Source organism: Metallosphaera sp. D4-4 (assembly GCF_046245145.1).
In the GTDB taxonomy this organism is placed as follows: Archaea; Thermoproteota; Thermoprotei_A; order Sulfolobales; family Sulfolobaceae; genus Metallosphaera; species Metallosphaera sedula.
Genome location: NZ_CP176412.1, coordinates 1,222,706 through 1,237,399 on the forward strand (window position 1 = coordinate 1,222,706; position 14,694 = coordinate 1,237,399).

At 47.3% G+C, this 14,694-nt stretch carries 17 protein-coding genes; 9 read left to right on the forward strand and 8 right to left on the reverse strand.

The window, feature by feature from the left end; translation table 11 throughout:
- Positions 1 to 19: 19 nt before the first annotated feature.
- A complete protein-coding gene (locus tag ACI49J_RS06550; protein ID WP_240254688.1) occupies positions 20 to 853 on the reverse strand; it encodes a DUF973 family protein in 834 nt (277 codons plus the stop codon).
- A gap of 176 nt (positions 854 to 1,029) precedes the next feature.
- Here ACI49J_RS06550 and treH1 point away from each other — a divergent pair, with 176 nt between their 5' ends.
- The gene (gene treH1, locus ACI49J_RS06555; RefSeq protein ID WP_240254686.1) at positions 1,030 to 2,799 is read left to right on the forward strand and encodes an alpha,alpha-trehalase TreH1; all 1,770 of its coding nucleotides are present in this window, start codon (positions 1,030 to 1,032) and stop codon (positions 2,797 to 2,799) included.
- Here treH1 and ACI49J_RS06560 read toward each other — a convergent pair.
- The 3 genes from ACI49J_RS06560 to ACI49J_RS06570 all read right to left on the reverse strand — a co-directional run bounded on the left by ACI49J_RS06560 (position 2,793) and on the right by ACI49J_RS06570 (position 4,435).
- Positions 2,793 to 3,119, reverse strand: coding sequence for a TA0938 family protein (locus ACI49J_RS06560; protein WP_240254684.1), 327 nt, complete (start codon positions 3,117 to 3,119; stop codon positions 2,793 to 2,795). The genes treH1 and ACI49J_RS06560 overlap by 7 nt on opposite strands.
- Positions 3,116 to 3,991: a C2H2 type zinc finger domain-containing protein gene (locus tag ACI49J_RS06565; RefSeq protein WP_240254682.1), complete on the reverse strand. Its 876-nt coding sequence runs from the start codon at positions 3,989 to 3,991 to the stop codon at positions 3,116 to 3,118. The genes ACI49J_RS06560 and ACI49J_RS06565 overlap by 4 nt, the downstream gene beginning before the upstream one ends.
- A gap of 210 nt (positions 3,992 to 4,201) precedes the next feature.
- The gene (locus ACI49J_RS06570) at positions 4,202 to 4,435 is read right to left on the reverse strand and encodes a glycosyltransferase family 2 protein (RefSeq protein ID WP_240254680.1); all 234 of its coding nucleotides are present in this window, start codon (positions 4,433 to 4,435) and stop codon (positions 4,202 to 4,204) included.
- A gap of 383 nt (positions 4,436 to 4,818) precedes the next feature.
- Between ACI49J_RS06570 and ACI49J_RS06575 the strand changes: the two genes are divergently transcribed.
- Positions 4,819 to 5,610, forward strand: coding sequence for an AAA family ATPase (locus ACI49J_RS06575; RefSeq protein WP_240254679.1), 792 nt, complete (start codon positions 4,819 to 4,821; stop codon positions 5,608 to 5,610).
- Positions 5,611 to 5,711: 101 nt separating this feature from the next.
- A complete protein-coding gene (locus tag ACI49J_RS06580; protein WP_240254678.1) occupies positions 5,712 to 6,518 on the forward strand; it encodes an amidohydrolase family protein in 807 nt (268 codons plus the stop codon).
- A gap of 132 nt (positions 6,519 to 6,650) precedes the next feature.
- On the opposite strand, the gene ACI49J_RS06585 is transcribed toward ACI49J_RS06580, so the two are convergent.
- A complete protein-coding gene (locus tag ACI49J_RS06585) occupies positions 6,651 to 7,040 on the reverse strand; it encodes a hypothetical protein (RefSeq protein WP_240254677.1) in 390 nt (129 codons plus the stop codon).
- Between the two features lie 104 nt (positions 7,041 to 7,144).
- Between ACI49J_RS06585 and sixA the strand changes: the two genes are divergently transcribed.
- Genes sixA through ACI49J_RS06610 form a run of 5 tightly spaced genes read left to right on the forward strand, consistent with a single transcriptional unit; the run spans position 7,145 to position 10,746 of the window.
- On the forward strand, positions 7,145 to 7,615 hold the full coding sequence (gene sixA / locus ACI49J_RS06590) for a phosphohistidine phosphatase SixA (RefSeq protein ID WP_240254676.1): 471 nt from the start codon (positions 7,145 to 7,147) through the stop codon (positions 7,613 to 7,615).
- Positions 7,616 to 8,878, forward strand: coding sequence for a Ppx/GppA phosphatase family protein (locus ACI49J_RS06595; RefSeq protein ID WP_240254675.1), 1,263 nt, complete (start codon positions 7,616 to 7,618; stop codon positions 8,876 to 8,878).
- Positions 8,878 to 9,519 carry a dTMP kinase gene (gene tmk, locus ACI49J_RS06600; RefSeq protein WP_240254674.1) on the forward strand — a complete coding sequence of 214 codons (642 nt, stop codon included), beginning with the start codon at positions 8,878 to 8,880 and terminating at the stop codon, positions 9,517 to 9,519. The genes ACI49J_RS06595 and tmk overlap by 1 nt, the downstream gene beginning before the upstream one ends.
- Positions 9,501 to 10,133, forward strand: coding sequence for a thymidylate kinase (locus ACI49J_RS06605; protein ID WP_240254671.1), 633 nt, complete (start codon positions 9,501 to 9,503; stop codon positions 10,131 to 10,133). Before tmk ends, ACI49J_RS06605 begins: the two co-directional genes overlap by 19 nt.
- Entirely contained in the window at positions 10,096 to 10,746 is a 651-nt protein-coding gene (locus tag ACI49J_RS06610; RefSeq protein WP_240254669.1) for a CHAD domain-containing protein, read from the forward strand. Before ACI49J_RS06605 ends, ACI49J_RS06610 begins: the two co-directional genes overlap by 38 nt.
- Before the next feature lie 25 nt (positions 10,747 to 10,771).
- Here ACI49J_RS06610 and proC read toward each other — a convergent pair whose 3' ends face one another.
- Positions 10,772 to 11,587: a pyrroline-5-carboxylate reductase gene (proC, locus tag ACI49J_RS06615; protein ID WP_240254667.1), complete on the reverse strand. Its 816-nt coding sequence runs from the start codon at positions 11,585 to 11,587 to the stop codon at positions 10,772 to 10,774.
- A 69-nt stretch (positions 11,588 to 11,656) separates the two neighbouring features.
- Between proC and ACI49J_RS06620 the strand changes: the two genes are divergently transcribed.
- The gene (locus ACI49J_RS06620) at positions 11,657 to 12,460 is read left to right on the forward strand and encodes a DUF1028 domain-containing protein (RefSeq protein WP_240254665.1); all 804 of its coding nucleotides are present in this window, start codon (positions 11,657 to 11,659) and stop codon (positions 12,458 to 12,460) included.
- 204 nt (positions 12,461 to 12,664) lie between these two features.
- Here ACI49J_RS06620 and ACI49J_RS06625 read toward each other — a convergent pair whose 3' ends face one another.
- Entirely contained in the window at positions 12,665 to 13,795 is a 1,131-nt protein-coding gene (locus ACI49J_RS06625) for an MFS transporter (protein ID WP_240254663.1), read from the reverse strand.
- A gap of 72 nt (positions 13,796 to 13,867) precedes the next feature.
- On the reverse strand, positions 13,868 to 14,602 hold the full coding sequence (locus ACI49J_RS06630) for a ZIP family metal transporter (protein ID WP_012020930.1): 735 nt from the start codon (positions 14,600 to 14,602) through the stop codon (positions 13,868 to 13,870).
- Between the last annotated feature and the right edge of the window lie 92 nt (positions 14,603 to 14,694).

Genomic DNA, 14,694 nt, shown 5'->3' on the forward strand with positions numbered 1-14,694 from the left:
TTGTTTATCATTGTGTTTGTTACTGCTGTGAGTAGATTACAGATACGTAGACTGAAGTATTGTTGTCTAGATTCACCTTAATCCTGTAGACCCCTCCAGGAATCATGGTCTGGGGGAGAGAGGAAAAGTTTACGGAGACGTTGTTATTCCCAGGACTCAAGAACACGGGATTGATACTAACCGCATACGTGTCAACGCCCTCGAGTGAAGCACCAGTAATCCTAACCTGACCGGAGGAGTAAAGGGTGAAGTTTGCTGTGTTATACTTAAGTGTACCTTGGCCCACTTGGTAAACAGATACTGGCTGACCCTGTTGTGAAGGACCATATCCTTGTCCTACCCCAGTTCCTTGTCCATACCCAGGCTGATAACCTGGCCCTTGTCCATACCCTGGTTGATAGCTGGGTTGCGGTACCGCAGAGAAATTAATAGATCCTAATCCTATGTAGGATATAATTAAGCCGATGAAGTTTATGAAGGGTATGGCGGTGATTATTCCTCCAGTTTTCAGGGTACCATTATTATACCTCTCGCCTATGAAATAAAGTGCTATTCCTATGAGGATGTAACCTATGAAATTAAGATATGGTATGATCGACAAAATAACCCCAATCCTTCCAAGCACCATGTTGGGAACGAAGGGCTCTAAGGCTGAGAATCCTCCGTATAGCCTGACTAGAGCTATAATTGCCACAGCTATCGCTATCACCAGTATAATTACACCCACAATAACTCCAGCTATGCCTCCTGCAAAAAAGACGATGCCTAGAATCAACAGGATTGCTGCTAAAAACTCAAAGGCTATTCCACCCCTAAGCCTGGAAATTCCATTCACTTCCTGTGGTGATGCCATAAATATAACTTGATAGCGATCTTATTAAGTTTTGTCGAAATTACTTAGTAATTTGCGAGGCAACCTGCTTGGATCTAGGGATGACCCTCATTTATGATAGTTCTCGTCTTTAGAAATTGTATTGCCAATTTCCCAGGTATGCAAGAGTTTAATTACACCGCCTGGACCAGAGATTCATGGACTTCTCTTCAAGATTGTTCTGCCTCAACAACGAATTCACAGGGGCCCTTATAACTGGAACTGAGGTCGTATGGTTGACCTTTCCCAGATACGATTCCTCCCCTGTCTTCGCGAAGATTCTCGACGAGAAGGCTGGTTCCTTCGGTATATCAGGGGAAGTGGCAACTCAGGAGTACCTAGTTCCTAACATATTGAAAACTGTTCTAAAGGACGGAACAGAGGTGATTGACCTCCTCCTAAGGGGAGAGCACTCTCTAGTTAGGAAAATCAATGCAAGGACTCCCCTGGAGATCTGGGCTGATGCAACGTTCAACTATGGGAAAGTAAGGGCTAAGGTTTACAGGTTAAGTAAGGGAATTTACAAGTTAGCTAACCCTGAGAACTCGGAATTCTTGGAACTACATCTCATCTTTCCCTCAATTCAAGAAACTAGCAGGGGGTGGGTGATATCAGGAGAAGGATATGCCTTCCTTGGTCATTTCAGTGATGAGAGGTTCGGCATATTTGGGAAGGAGCTCAAATTCGATGTGGAGACTGGGGTAGAGAGGACCATAAATTACTGGAGAAACCTGATTAGGAGGGGGAAGGGAAGGGGTAGGATCTCTCGTATGGAGATACCGGGATTTAAGGGAGAGGACCTTCTAACGGCCTATGAAACGTCTGTAGGTGTGCTTTTGGGATTAATGTATAACCCCACGGGGGCAATAGTTGCTGCACCCACAACTTCGCTTCCTGAGGTAGAGGGCGGTGTGAGGAACTGGGACTACCGCTTCGCCTGGGTTAGGGACTCCTCGATTGTGGCTGAGGGTCTCATCTCTGCTGGGCACACAATGGACGCCAGGAGAATCATAGAGTTCCTATCTAGGATGGTGTCGTTCACGACGAAGCCGTTCCTCTACCCACTCTATTCCATAGACGGTTCGGTTCCCCCAAGGGAGGTGGAGATCCCCTGGCTCTCTGGTTTCATGAACTCCAGGCCCGTGAGGGTTGGAAACGCGGCGGCAGCTCAGCTTCAGCTAGATCTAGAGGGATTTTTCATGGATGCACTTTACAAGTACTACGTGGCCACGGGGGACTCCTCCTACGTGAGGGGACATCTGGACGTAATAGAGTACATTGCTGATTGGGTATCTGAGAACTGGAAGCTTCAGGACGTAGGAATATGGGAGGAGAGGGGAGTTCAGGCGCACTATACCCACTCAAAGGTTATGATGTGGGTAGCTCTGGAGAGGGCAGGAAAGCTAGTGAAGGTGGTGGATAAGGAGAACAGATGGAAAGATACTAGACATGAGATCAGGGAGTGGATAACGGAGAACTGCGTAAATGATGGGAAGTTCGTAAAGAGGCCTGGAAGCAATGAGGTCGACTCCGCATTACTTACCCTACCGCTTTACGGATTTGTTGAACCAGACGATCCAACCTTTCTGAGCACCTTAAGGGAGATAGAGAACACCCTGGTAGTTGACGGCCAGGCCAAAAGGTATAGGAGGGACTTTCTGGGGGAGGCAAAGTACCCCTTCACGCTGGCTAGCCTTTGGTTAGCTAGGGTTTACATAAAGCTGGGGAGGATTGAGGACGCTGAGAGGATCATATCGGGTATCCTAGAGACCACTCGCGGTACATACCTCGTGGGAGAGCACATAGATCCTAGGAGGAAAGTATTCACGGGGAATTTCCCGCAGGCCTTTGCCCAATCCAACTTGATACTGGCGCTAAACGAGCTTGCTGAAGCTAAGTCAGTTGCTCCTGACGACGAAGGTCAATGATTCCCCTTTATTATGAACGTTGTAATCTCGGCATCCTCGCCAAACTTCACGTAAAAGCTAAGGGATCTTCCCTCGGACTTCGCCTCACAGTTCCTCCCCCTATAGTAATCTCCGTTAATGACTAACTCGTCTATCTTTCTCCAACCAGTGGTCTCCTTCACCCTGTTCAGCATGTTGAGGAATTCCCTTGCGCATATGTCACAACAGAAGAAGAGCCTCTCACCGTCCACGTCTTCGTACCATCCTCCCCAGGTTGCCCCGCACAGGGCACATCCCTTCTCCTTGGTTCCTGCCTCCTCCCCATTTACCACTATCTTCACGCTATCACCCCAGATAGCAACCAGGCTCTCTCCAACCTAGAGAGTAGATATTTGGAGAAAGCATCAAATGACTTCAGGACGGTTACCTTCACTCTCTCTTGATCAACAGCGTACCTTTCCACCAGATCCAGGGCCTCCTCTGCATGATACTGGTCTGCCTCATAACCCTCCCTAAGGAAGTTCTTGACCGCCTCTGGGAAATCGTTTGAGACCAGAATCCCCTCGTTAAAATAGTGGATCTTTGCTCCATACCTTCTAAGGTTCTTGTCCGCCACTAGCTCTAAGCTATGCATTGCAGCCATAACCTCAACCCAGTCCCTCTGTGACAGCTTTCTCCACGTATTAATTGCCTCAACTGTCCCCTTGAGGGGCGGTGTAGACAGGATTTCCTCCCTCTTCATCCCCATGCTCTCCCCCATTCTAAGGAGAAGCTCGTAGTGTGAGGGAGAACTCTCCGTGCCTACGAACTCCGTGGTAATGTTCTCCAACTCAAATCTTATCACGTCTACCTGGTCGGTCTCGTACACAATCTTGGAGAGAACCCTAACCCAGTTAACTAGGAAGTGCTGATGCTCCAAGACGTAACCCAGAAGGACTTCCCTGGTCGGGTTCTGCATGGCTATCATGAAGGGGTGTGGTTTATCACCATAAAACTTTTCAATAAATCTAGAGATTATCCAGGACTTTAACTCTCCCGAGAAGAAGGTTTCAAGTCTCTTCGCCAGTTCCTCTTGTGACATCTCACGCAACGACAGGTTCCTGTTCAACCACATTACGTGTCCCGGATCGCTCCTGCTAGCCTGTTGAATCATATGACTAGAGACTGACCCCCAAGACTCAAGTTTAATCTCACATGCGGGACATATGGGCATAATCTTCTTTCGTGAATCTCAATTTTAAAGAAATGTTCATTATGAACTGGAATTACGCGAACCTGTAGTATCTAGTACATCACGGGGTTAAAAATTCCATGAGACTAATTGTTCCCTCCTTTAACCAGTAAAGGAAGCCTGAATGATAGTCAAAAATAATACCAAATTACTTCTCAATAATCTGCCAATTAACTAACAATATCCAAAACTTTATCTGCTTTGTTGAGTAAAATATGAGGCTAAGTCTTCCGGAGGCTCACCATACCATATGAGACCAGAATCCGCGTATATGGTTTTATACCCTTTCTCGTGAAGTAACACGGATATAGCCCCATCTTCAGTTATGCTGAACTCAGCGAAGTAAACACCACCTCTCAGGACAGATATTCTGAAAACCGATCCGGAACCTAAGGAAAATGCGGAGGTACCTAATCTTCCTCGCATTATTACCCTGAGAAAGGGTTCCTGTTGATATCTCGCACCTTGTGAAATCTAACTATAATATCAACAAATTAATCAGGCCTTAATTTGGGTTTTATAACCCTAGTGCAACCTTTTAGTGTTTTGAACTACGAAACTGTAATATCAATAGTTCGTAATTCTTTTAAGATAAATATCCCTGAGACATATTTAATTTGGTACTAATCTAGAAGCGCTAGTAAGGAAGTTCAATCCTAGTAAACCTTGAAATATAAGATTGAAATTACGAATACGTTTAGATTTTACATCAGCTTTACATGCGAACTCGAGTGGAAGGAGTTTGAATGCAAATTTCTAGCTAATGATAACTTTATATGTAATCTTTCTAATGATAATACTGTCTGAAATTGAGAGTATCCATTCAGAGCGCCAAAGGAGGAGTAGGCAAATCGACCATTTCCATGAATTTATCCTTGGCTTTAGCAGAGAGGGGTTTTAGAGTTTTGCTTCTTGATAGGGATAACGTGGGATACTCCTCTAGGCTGGCTGGTATTGAGGACCTGGGCCTATTAAGTAGCGTGGTTGATGGAGTTGAATCGAGGTTCTTTGAACATTTCAAGTTCAAGAAGGGGTTCATCACCGTTGTCAAGATCACGGGAGATGGTCCCAGATATGATAGCGACGTTAAACGAGTAATGAATGAGCCCGAACTCAGGACGAGATTCTCCAATCTTTATACCAATGTCCTGAAATCCTATCCGCATGACTACGTAATAGTTGATAATGCGAGTCTCATCACCTTTGACCACGATATGGTGAGGTTGGAGACAACGGAGTACTTGAAGAACTACCCCAACATGCCGGTGAGGAGAATCTATGTATCCAATAACTCCAAACTAGCAGTTGATGAAACCCTTGCTTACATTAGCAATGCGGAGAGTAAGACAACGGTGGGAAAGGCCATTGGGTTCTGCATCAACATGATTGCACCTGGTATGGAATCTTACGCTGAGTCCCTGCTCGACAAGGCACTTAAAGCAACTAACTTTAACCTAGGAGTCCTTATCCCATTCTTTGAAGAGATATTCCAATATGCAGATGAGATGACAAACATGCCGATAATTCCAAGGGTTCGGAAGTTAGCAGAGCTAATAGTTTCCAATCCATCACTAGATACTAAAATAATTCTCGATAAATAGACTTTAACCGGGGAGTTAAACAGTACTCGACCTGAGCCAGAACTCCGTTTCAAATTTCCTTTAGGGTCAAGGACTAGCTTATTAGGTTACAGGGGTTATCTATGACCATGCGGGTAGTCGACGTCCACGTGCACTACCATATTTTCCTTAGGAAACTTCCGGATCATTGCAGACAATTCCTTCAAAACGTGGAGGATACGAAGTTCACGCTCAACTTCAAGGACGTCACTGTGGAGAAAATACTTCTAGTTCCCTCTCATCCTTGCTGGAGTGAGGAGTGTTCCGACGGGTTCGATCTTGACTACGAGATCAGGAAGGGGAGCGAACTTTTCCTTCAGTGGGGAGAGGTGAATCCTGTGACCTGTAACGTGGAGCAGGAACTTGAGAGGCAGTACTCCCTTGGCATTGTGGGAATTAAGTTACACCCGGTTCACCACGGGTTCTCCCCCAACGCCTATAGACCAGAGGAGGGTGGGGACAGGAAGCTTGAGTTCATTTACTCGTTTGCGGAGGAGAAGAAACTCCCTATACTGATCCACACGGGGACTAGCATTGGGGTTAAGGCTAGGAACAAGTATGGCGATCCTATCCTTGTGGATGATGTGATGAAGGATTTTGACGTTACACTGATCCTAGCTCATGCTGGGAGACCCCTATGGTATGATACGGCATTCTACCTTGCCAGGAATTACTCTAACGTGTTTCTGGAGATCTCGTCCATTCCTCCCAGAAATCTCCTAAAGGCGTTGCCCAGACTGTTGGAGATAGAGGATAAGGTTCTCTACGGGAGCGATTTCCCCGCGTTTAGGAGTCAGGATCTGGCAGTTCACGCGTGGCAGGTGTACCGGGAACTAAATAGTGGGAAAATAATGGGAGATAACGCTAGGAGGGTACTTAGACTTAGTTGAAGTGGGAAATCACGTTAATCAAAGCTTGACTTAGAGGTGGATATCAGTTCCTAACACATGACAAGTACACCAAGGTTCCTCCATCACTTCGTAGTTTGTGACTAGCGATAGATGGGCGGAGATCCGAGCTAGCTAACTAGGTTTGAAGACCATGTCATAAATCAGGAACAATGCCACCAAGGTATAGAACAGCGACAAAATCCTCATCCTCTTCAGGAAAATATCCATATCCCCTACGTAAGTTAGTCTCCAGTGATAGTACTCGCCCAGCGCTATCACTGGCGAGAGAGCAAAGGCCGGGTAGACCCATGGAGGCATGCCCAACCTATCCCACATGTAGAGGCCCGAAAGGGCCATGGCTAGCAATGATACCCACTCCACGTAAACCAACTTGCGATAACCCAACAGTATTTTCCTCTCCCTCACTCCTGACGCCTCCAGTAGGTAATACGCCCCTGTGGTTAGGCCTCCCCATCCTATCAATCCCAGCATGTGAATCGCAAAGGCCAACTCATACAACATGGAATCCTCCTGGTTTAGCGGGATTAATTCATGCGTTAACTAACCTTGATACTCCAAACCACATCACGAAAAACGCTTTTATACAGGAGAGGCCTAATCTTCACATGACTACCATACTAATTGTAAGACATGGAGAGAGCGAACCTCAAACTGAAGGTATAAATGATCAGGATAGGAAGCTCGTTAAGAAGGGAGTTAAACAGATGAGGAGAGTGGCCAACTTCCTAGAGGAAATGGGATACGAACCCGATCAGGTTATGGTCAGTCCCATGCTAAGGGCAGTTCAGTCAGCGGAAGTTATACTTGACGAGATGGGTCTTGACATGAAGGCTGAAACCCTTGAGGATCTCCTTCCCGACAAGGATCCATCGAGCCTAGCGGAGAAACTCAAGGAATTGCAGGGAACAATCCTTATCGTAGGTCACGAACCTCATCTCTCTAAGCTAGTGAAGGCCCTCACTTCGGCAGAAGTCGAGATAAAGAGGGGCGGACTCGCGGTCGTGGAAGTAGACGTGACCGAGAAAACGTCTAAACTGGAGTTGCTTCTAACCCAGAAGGTCATGAAGCTGATCTAAATGGAGGAAGTTGGAGTCATAGATCTGGGCTACAACTCGATTAGGCTTTCGGTTTTCCAGAGGTTATCTCAAAACTCCTTTAGAACAGTAGGAAGTATGAAGGACTTCACACGACTGGGAGATGGGGTAGATGAAGGGGGAGAGATCAAGGAGGAGAGAATCGCCGAGGCTGAGAACGTGCTATCCAAGTTCAGGTCTGTCCTGGAAAGGAGAGGGATCGAGGAGGTTTACCCCCTAGGTACAAGCGCATTCAGACTTGCCAGGAACGGCGAGGAAGTTGCGAAGAGACTTTCCAGGTCCTTAGGTCACGATATTCGGATCATACCAGGGGAAGAGGAGGGAAGACTCGCAGCCCTAGGATCCATAAACTCCCTGCCCTTCACCGATGGCGTGGTCTTTGAGCTGGGAGGAGGTTCGCTCGAACTGGTTTACGTGAGGGGAAGAGAGATGGGACAGGTTTACCACTTTCCCCTGGGTGCCCTTAGGCTAGCCAAGGTTTTCAAGAACCAGGAGAGCATAAGGAAAGAGGTCAGGAATTACCTTTACTCATTGCCAAGTTGGTTGCCTCCCACGGTGGTGGGGTCTGGTGGAAACGTTAGGTCAATAGGGAGATTCCTCATGAAAATAGCCGGAATCAAGTTCAAACATGTGCACGGTTTCCAGGTACCCTCTTCCCAGATTAGGTCACTTAACAAGACCTTCTGGTCCATGGACGAGAAGGAGATCGGAGCTCTCCCGGGGATAGGCCAGGAGAGAGCCATCACCGTGAAATCGGCGATCCTAGTCATTGAGGAGCTCGTGAACTTGTTTGATGCCCCCACTCTCACTATCTCGGAGTTTGGGATGAGGGAGGGGAGGGTAATGAGGGCGGAAGAGTTATCCCTCTCCAAGCTCAGGGACAACTGGCTTGAGGCCTTTTCCAGTTTCATGGGGGTTAAGCCTCCCTTTGACCTCTTCCTGGAGACGGAGAAAATAACTGGAAGTGAACTGGCAGGGATGGCCTCATTCCTTTCCCACGTCTTTATGGAGTCAGGATGGGAGGATCCCTTCACTGCGTGTTATGAGTACTTGGTTGAGTCGCTTTTCCCTGGATTCATGAAGAGGGATTTAGCGCTTGTCGCCCTCATCTGTAAGGGGGTCAATAAGAAGTTAAGGAAAAAGGACTTCACTAAACTGGGCATTGACGGTAAAATAGATAAGGTGGCTGAAATGTCGAAGGTAATCAAGACCTTGAACAAGAGATATCCCTTGGGTGTTTATTGATGAGAGGCTCAATAATCGCGTTTGAGGGAATAGATGGGTCAGGGAAATCTAGTCAGGCTAAGCTTCTCAAGGACTGGCTCGACTCTAGGGTTGACGCATACCTCACCGAGTGGAACTCAAGCGACTGGATTCATGAGGTAATAAAGGAGGCGAAGAAAAAGAACTTGCTCACTCCGCTGACCTTTAGTTTAATACATGCCACTGACTTCGCGGATAGATATGAAAGGCTGATCCTGCCCATGTATCGTACAGGCTTCGTTGTTGTGTCTGACAGATACTACTACACGGCCTATGCGAGGGATTCAGTCAGGGGAGTGAGCCTTGAGTGGGTAAAGAAGCTCTACTCCTACGCTCCGAAACCGGACATAACCTTCTTCATTAGGGTAACACCAGAGGTGGCCCTTTCTCGACTAAGGGAGAGCAAGAGGGGGATCAAACCGCAGGAGGCAGGGGCAGACGTTTTCCCTGACCTAGAGCCGGAGGAAGGCTTCCTTAAGTATCAGGGAATGATCCTTGAGATATACGACAAGCTAGCTGAAGAGGAAGGCTTTGTGGTCCTTGACGGAAATAGATCTCCCAGGGAGATTCAGATGGACATTAGGAGGAAAGTGGGTGAATTATTATGGAAGGAAAGATCATAGCTCTCGAGGGGTCTGAGGGTTCGGGCAGAACATATCACGTGAGCTCCCTGAAGACTTATCTAGAGGAACAGGGTTACGGCGTGGTTACCTTCGGTCTTGGAATGTCCAGGTTGATGGGGGAGCCCATTTCCAAGAAAAAGAGGGACATAGTCTTCCAGAGGAGGACCCTGTTCCTGGCCTATGTCACCGACCTAGCTGATCAGATTGAGAATGAGGTCAAACCCATGGTTAAGGCTGGGTTCCTGGCGATTGCTGATGGATACGTTTCCACGCTGAAGGCTTGGGGATTAGCTAGGGGGCTCGAGGAGGAATGGATGAACTATGTGTTGAGCGCCTTACCCCCAGCTAACCTGTCGTTGGGACTCGTGTCGAGTCCGAGAGAGATAATGAGGAGAATCCTTAAAAAGAAGGGAGTCCTGGATCCGCTTAGCTCAGGGATAGACATCTGTATAAACGGTGAACTGTTCTCGTCGTACGAGACTTACCTTAACACCTTCCAGGATTATCTCAGGAAAGTCATACAGAACGGGGTGATAGTTGACACATCTCGAAATTTCGAGGTGGTAAAATCTGAAATTGCTACCATTGTTGGGGACCGAATTGAGAAGGCCTGAGGATTACGCGAACGAGAAGTTGGAAGAGTTCAGGAAAATGTTTGGAACTTCACCGAACCAGGTCCATGACGCAAGGGTTGAGTTAAGGAAATACGCGGTTGTGGTTGAGGCACTATACCCTCTCCACATGGATTTTGAGCTGTTGGATAACTCGAGGGGCATACTAAAGCTCCTGGGGAAGGTGAGGGATTACGATGTCCACGGATGTCCCCGGGTGGATAGGGAAGAGGTGTTGAGGAGGGTCAGTGCAAGGTTACCAAGGCTAAGGAGATTGCCTAGGCTTTACGGTTCCAGGTTCCTGGTAGCTGAGAACCTCATGAGAATTTATGGCGATATTCCCTTCATGAATGACTTCCACGGAGTTAGAAAATTACTGAGGAAGGCGAGATTTTTGGCAGAAAGTTTGGGAATATTCAACGACTCCCTAAAGGAGTTAGTTAAAAACATGGGTAATGAAAGGGATAGAATGGCCCAGGAGGCGTGCCAGGGGAAGATCCCCTTGTTGAATCTGGACGTCTCCAGAATTAAGGAGATTGGGAGGATGGAGATAAGGGAGATCCTACTGTCTGATCACGAGTTTAGGCATATAAAGCAGAAGCTATCACAGTTTTAAAGTGAGGCAATCGTTGAGAAACATCTTAGTCCTCTCCAATTAACTCCCTCCTAATTCTTTCGTCAATTAGCTTACCAAGCTCCGATGCTCTCCTGCTCGAGCTTTCTACCGTCTCTATGAGCGCTGCCTTAACTCCCCTCTCCTCCATGGCCTTGAGTCCCCTGATTGTTGTTCCAGCGGGAGTTGTCACGTTATCCCTGACTTCCACGGGGTGACCCTTGTGATTCTTGAGGTTCTCGGCAGTTCCCTTTAACATGTCTAGAACTGAGGAGTAAGCTAGATCCCTGGGCATACCCGAGGATACAGCGCCCAGCACTAGCCCATCCACAATTTCAGAGATGAAAGCAGGTCCACTCCCTATGAGGGCAGTCCACACGTCCATCATGTCCTCGCTGACCCAATAGGTCACCCCCAAGGACCTGAAGAGTGAATCCACCAGTTCCTTGGCCTCACCCTCCCCGGTGATCGCGGTGGTTGACATGTTAACCACTGCATTGACGTTGGGCATTGCCCTGAACACCTGCGCCCCACCCATCACCTTACGCAAGGTGTCGAGCCTAACTCCAGCCATGACCGAGATCACGGTTTTCCCTCTCCAGAGCTCCCTTGGAATTGACTTGGCTAGCTCAGGAAAATGTTGGGGCTTCACACTGATCATAACCAAGTCACTCCTCATCACGGCGCTAGCGTTGTCAGTGATGGCCTCTGCTCCCAGTCCCTTCACCCTTAGTAGAGTTCTCTCGGAACGGCCTGTAGCGATTACCCTATAACCCTGAGATAGGCCTGCCTTCACCAGAAGTGATCCAATGGTTCCCGCGCCGAGCACACTGAGAGTTTTCATGGGAGAAGTTTCGCGATCTCGATTAAAAGGATCTCACTTAGCTTTTAAGCGTAGAATCCAGTTTATCCCATGACGTTTTCCATAGTACTCTACGATCCCAACTTGGAGGCGTGGGGAATAGGAGTAGCGAGCAAATACCTTGCGGTAGGATCAGTGGTTCCCTGGGCTAAACCTGGAGTTGGCGCCATAGCTACTCAAGCTTTCGCGAACACGAGATATGGACCAGAGGGCCTTTCCCTCCTGGAGAGGTACGACGCGAAGGAAGTGGTGAGGAGGCTCACCGAGGCCGACCCCAAGAGGGAGGTTAGACAGTTAGGTGTGGTTGACTCAAGGGGTGGATCCTACGCATTCACGGGAAGGCAGTGTCATGAGTACGCTGGGCACATAGTTGGAACCTATTTCACTGTCCAGGGAAATATCTTGACGGGAGAAGACGTTCTGGAAGCCATGGCCAGGGTAGCGGAGTCGAGAGGCCCCATTCACAGGAGACTGCTGGAAGCCCTAAAGGCTGGAGAGGCAAAGGGTGGTGATAGGAGAGGTAAACAGAGCGCAGCGATCCTGGTGGTGAAGAATAGCGACGAGGAGACAGGGCCCATGGCTGTAGGGAGATACGTGGATCTAAGGGTGGATGACGATCCTGAACCGTTGAGGAAATTGGAGGAGCTTGTTAGCATGTGGGAGTCCACGTTCATGAGAGATGAGCTCGTCAGCGTGAGTGACCATATTAAGGAGATAGAGGAAGCGTTGAAGAGGCTTGGCTACAGGGATCTAAGAACGTGGGTGGAAGAGAATAACTACGAGAGTAATTTTACTGGTGATAAGATAGGAGTTAACGTGTTAAAGGACTTGCTTAGAAGGAGTGGTTTAAGGTAGATCGTTGACTCAAGTTTTCGAACTGTCTTGGTTTGGTTAATTCTCAAGCCAATAAACAATTGGATCTCGTAAGGACCTTTGATTCTAGAAGGTCTAACACGCATCATGTTCAACAATTCCTGTTGACCTCTGTTTACCAGTGGTAATTTTTCGTGTTGAATCAACTGGGTAACTTCCTACAAAAACCAACAATAACTTAATCTCTTATATAAAAAATGATAAGATGAAAGCCAAAGCCTCAACCACGCCAACGAACGCTAGACCTGCCTCTCCTCCTCCCACGAATAATCCTCCGAGATAGCCTGGGATAAGCGCTACACCAAGGTTTGACACTACACTGAACATTGAAGTAGCTAAACCTGACCTGCTAGGATCGTTCACATACTTATTAAGAGAGGCCATGGCCATGGACCAAAGGGCATTACCGAACAGCCCGTACAGTAGGTATGAAGCCAGGAGAATTATCACGTTAAAGGGATTGATTAACGTGTAAGCAATTAGCACAGCTGAAAGCATGGTGAGAAACCCATTAACTATTAACCCTATCCTGACCGCGTGCAAGTTCTCGAAGACCGTGGGTAGTATTATGGCTCCTAGGGCAGATCCAATGAAGGTTAAACTGCTAGCCTCTCCACCAATAACTTCTGAGTTAGCCAGATGATGGGAACCCAGCACTGCAGAGGCTATTCCGCCCAACCCTACGGAGAGTGACGCGACCGCAAGTCCAATGTACCAATTCATTATCATTCTCGGATTGAAACTACCTCTCAAGGATCTTTGAACCTTGACGTTCTCGTATTTCCTTACAAATGTAAACACTAGTATCAAGGAGATTATGGAGAGAATAAATGACGCAAGGAACGCTTGACTCAGTCCTGAGAAGTATGGGCCAATCAGGGATCCAGCTGACATTCCCCCAAAGAGGATTCCAACGCTTATTCCTATGAGGGTATGGGATCTTCCCTGCATGACACTCTCTACCACTCCGCCCACTGGGGCTATGGCCATGGGATAGCCTATGGCAGATATTGTTTGAAATACTAGTAGCTCTTGATAGTTTGTGGAGAAAATCCTACCTAAGAACCCTAGTGTCGTGAGAATTGCAGAGATATAGAGGGAGAGCCTCACTGAAAACTTTGCTGAAATGAATCCGGCAATCAGTCCTACTATCACGACAGCGTATCCGTAAATGGAGATGAGTAGTATTGCCCCTGATAATGAGGCGTGGAAAGTGGATATCACAGACGGTACCAAAGGAGCTATTATGAACCAGCCGAAACCTATAACGAAGAGTAGAACCCAGTACGGTACCAGGGAAACTATCCTTCCGTTCATGGGATCGAGTTAAGGATTCAAGTTAAAAGCATTCCGGCCCATACATGTTCCTCGCCTAACTTAAAGTCTCAGTTATGGAAGAAGGTTAACGAGAAATGCCAGGATTATACCTAGAGCCAATCCCAACTCTGCCAGGTTCTTCCCAGAGACATTTCCATGCCTCACTATACCCTTGTACATTTCCAGACTGACGAAGAGTATCCCTCCAAGAGCTAAGGAGTTGAAAACTATTACTAGAGGTATAGATGCCACGAAATACGACAACATCGACCCCACAAGAGTTGGTGTCCCCCCTAGAATATACATGGCGAAGAGGTAGGAGTAATTTACCTTACCGCTCCTCAGGAAGGGAGAGAGGATTGGAAAACCCTCTGTAACGTTCTGCAACGTTAACCCTGTCACTAGTGGTATTACCACCGAACTTAATCCTATTCTTAGGGATCCACCGATCGCTAGCCCTTCGGTGAAGTTCTGCAGACCTATTCCTAACGAGATGACAAGGGATAGGGTTCTAGCGTAACTCTCCTCCGTTGTTTTCCCAAGTCTCAAGTTTGAGTAAAAATGGAATCCGAGATACGAGAGCACAAAGGGCATTACTAGTAGAAGGGAAAGGGAAATGTTACCCTCAGCCAAAGGATATGTTCCGGAGAAAATGTCCATAATTAAGTAGATAAGTATCCCAAGTCCCACTCCGGTTAACAGTTGAACTCCTCTTGGAGACAAACCCTTAAACGCTATGGGGAATGTGAGGAAAATGGAGTATGCCACTAGTACTGACATCAATAGTAGCTGAAGAAGCTGATTCATGCTCTATCAAGCTAGTATTGCTAGAAGGCTTAAAAGATTACGCCATGTCGTAAAATCAACTACAAATTGAAATTGTTTTGGGATAGCCTATT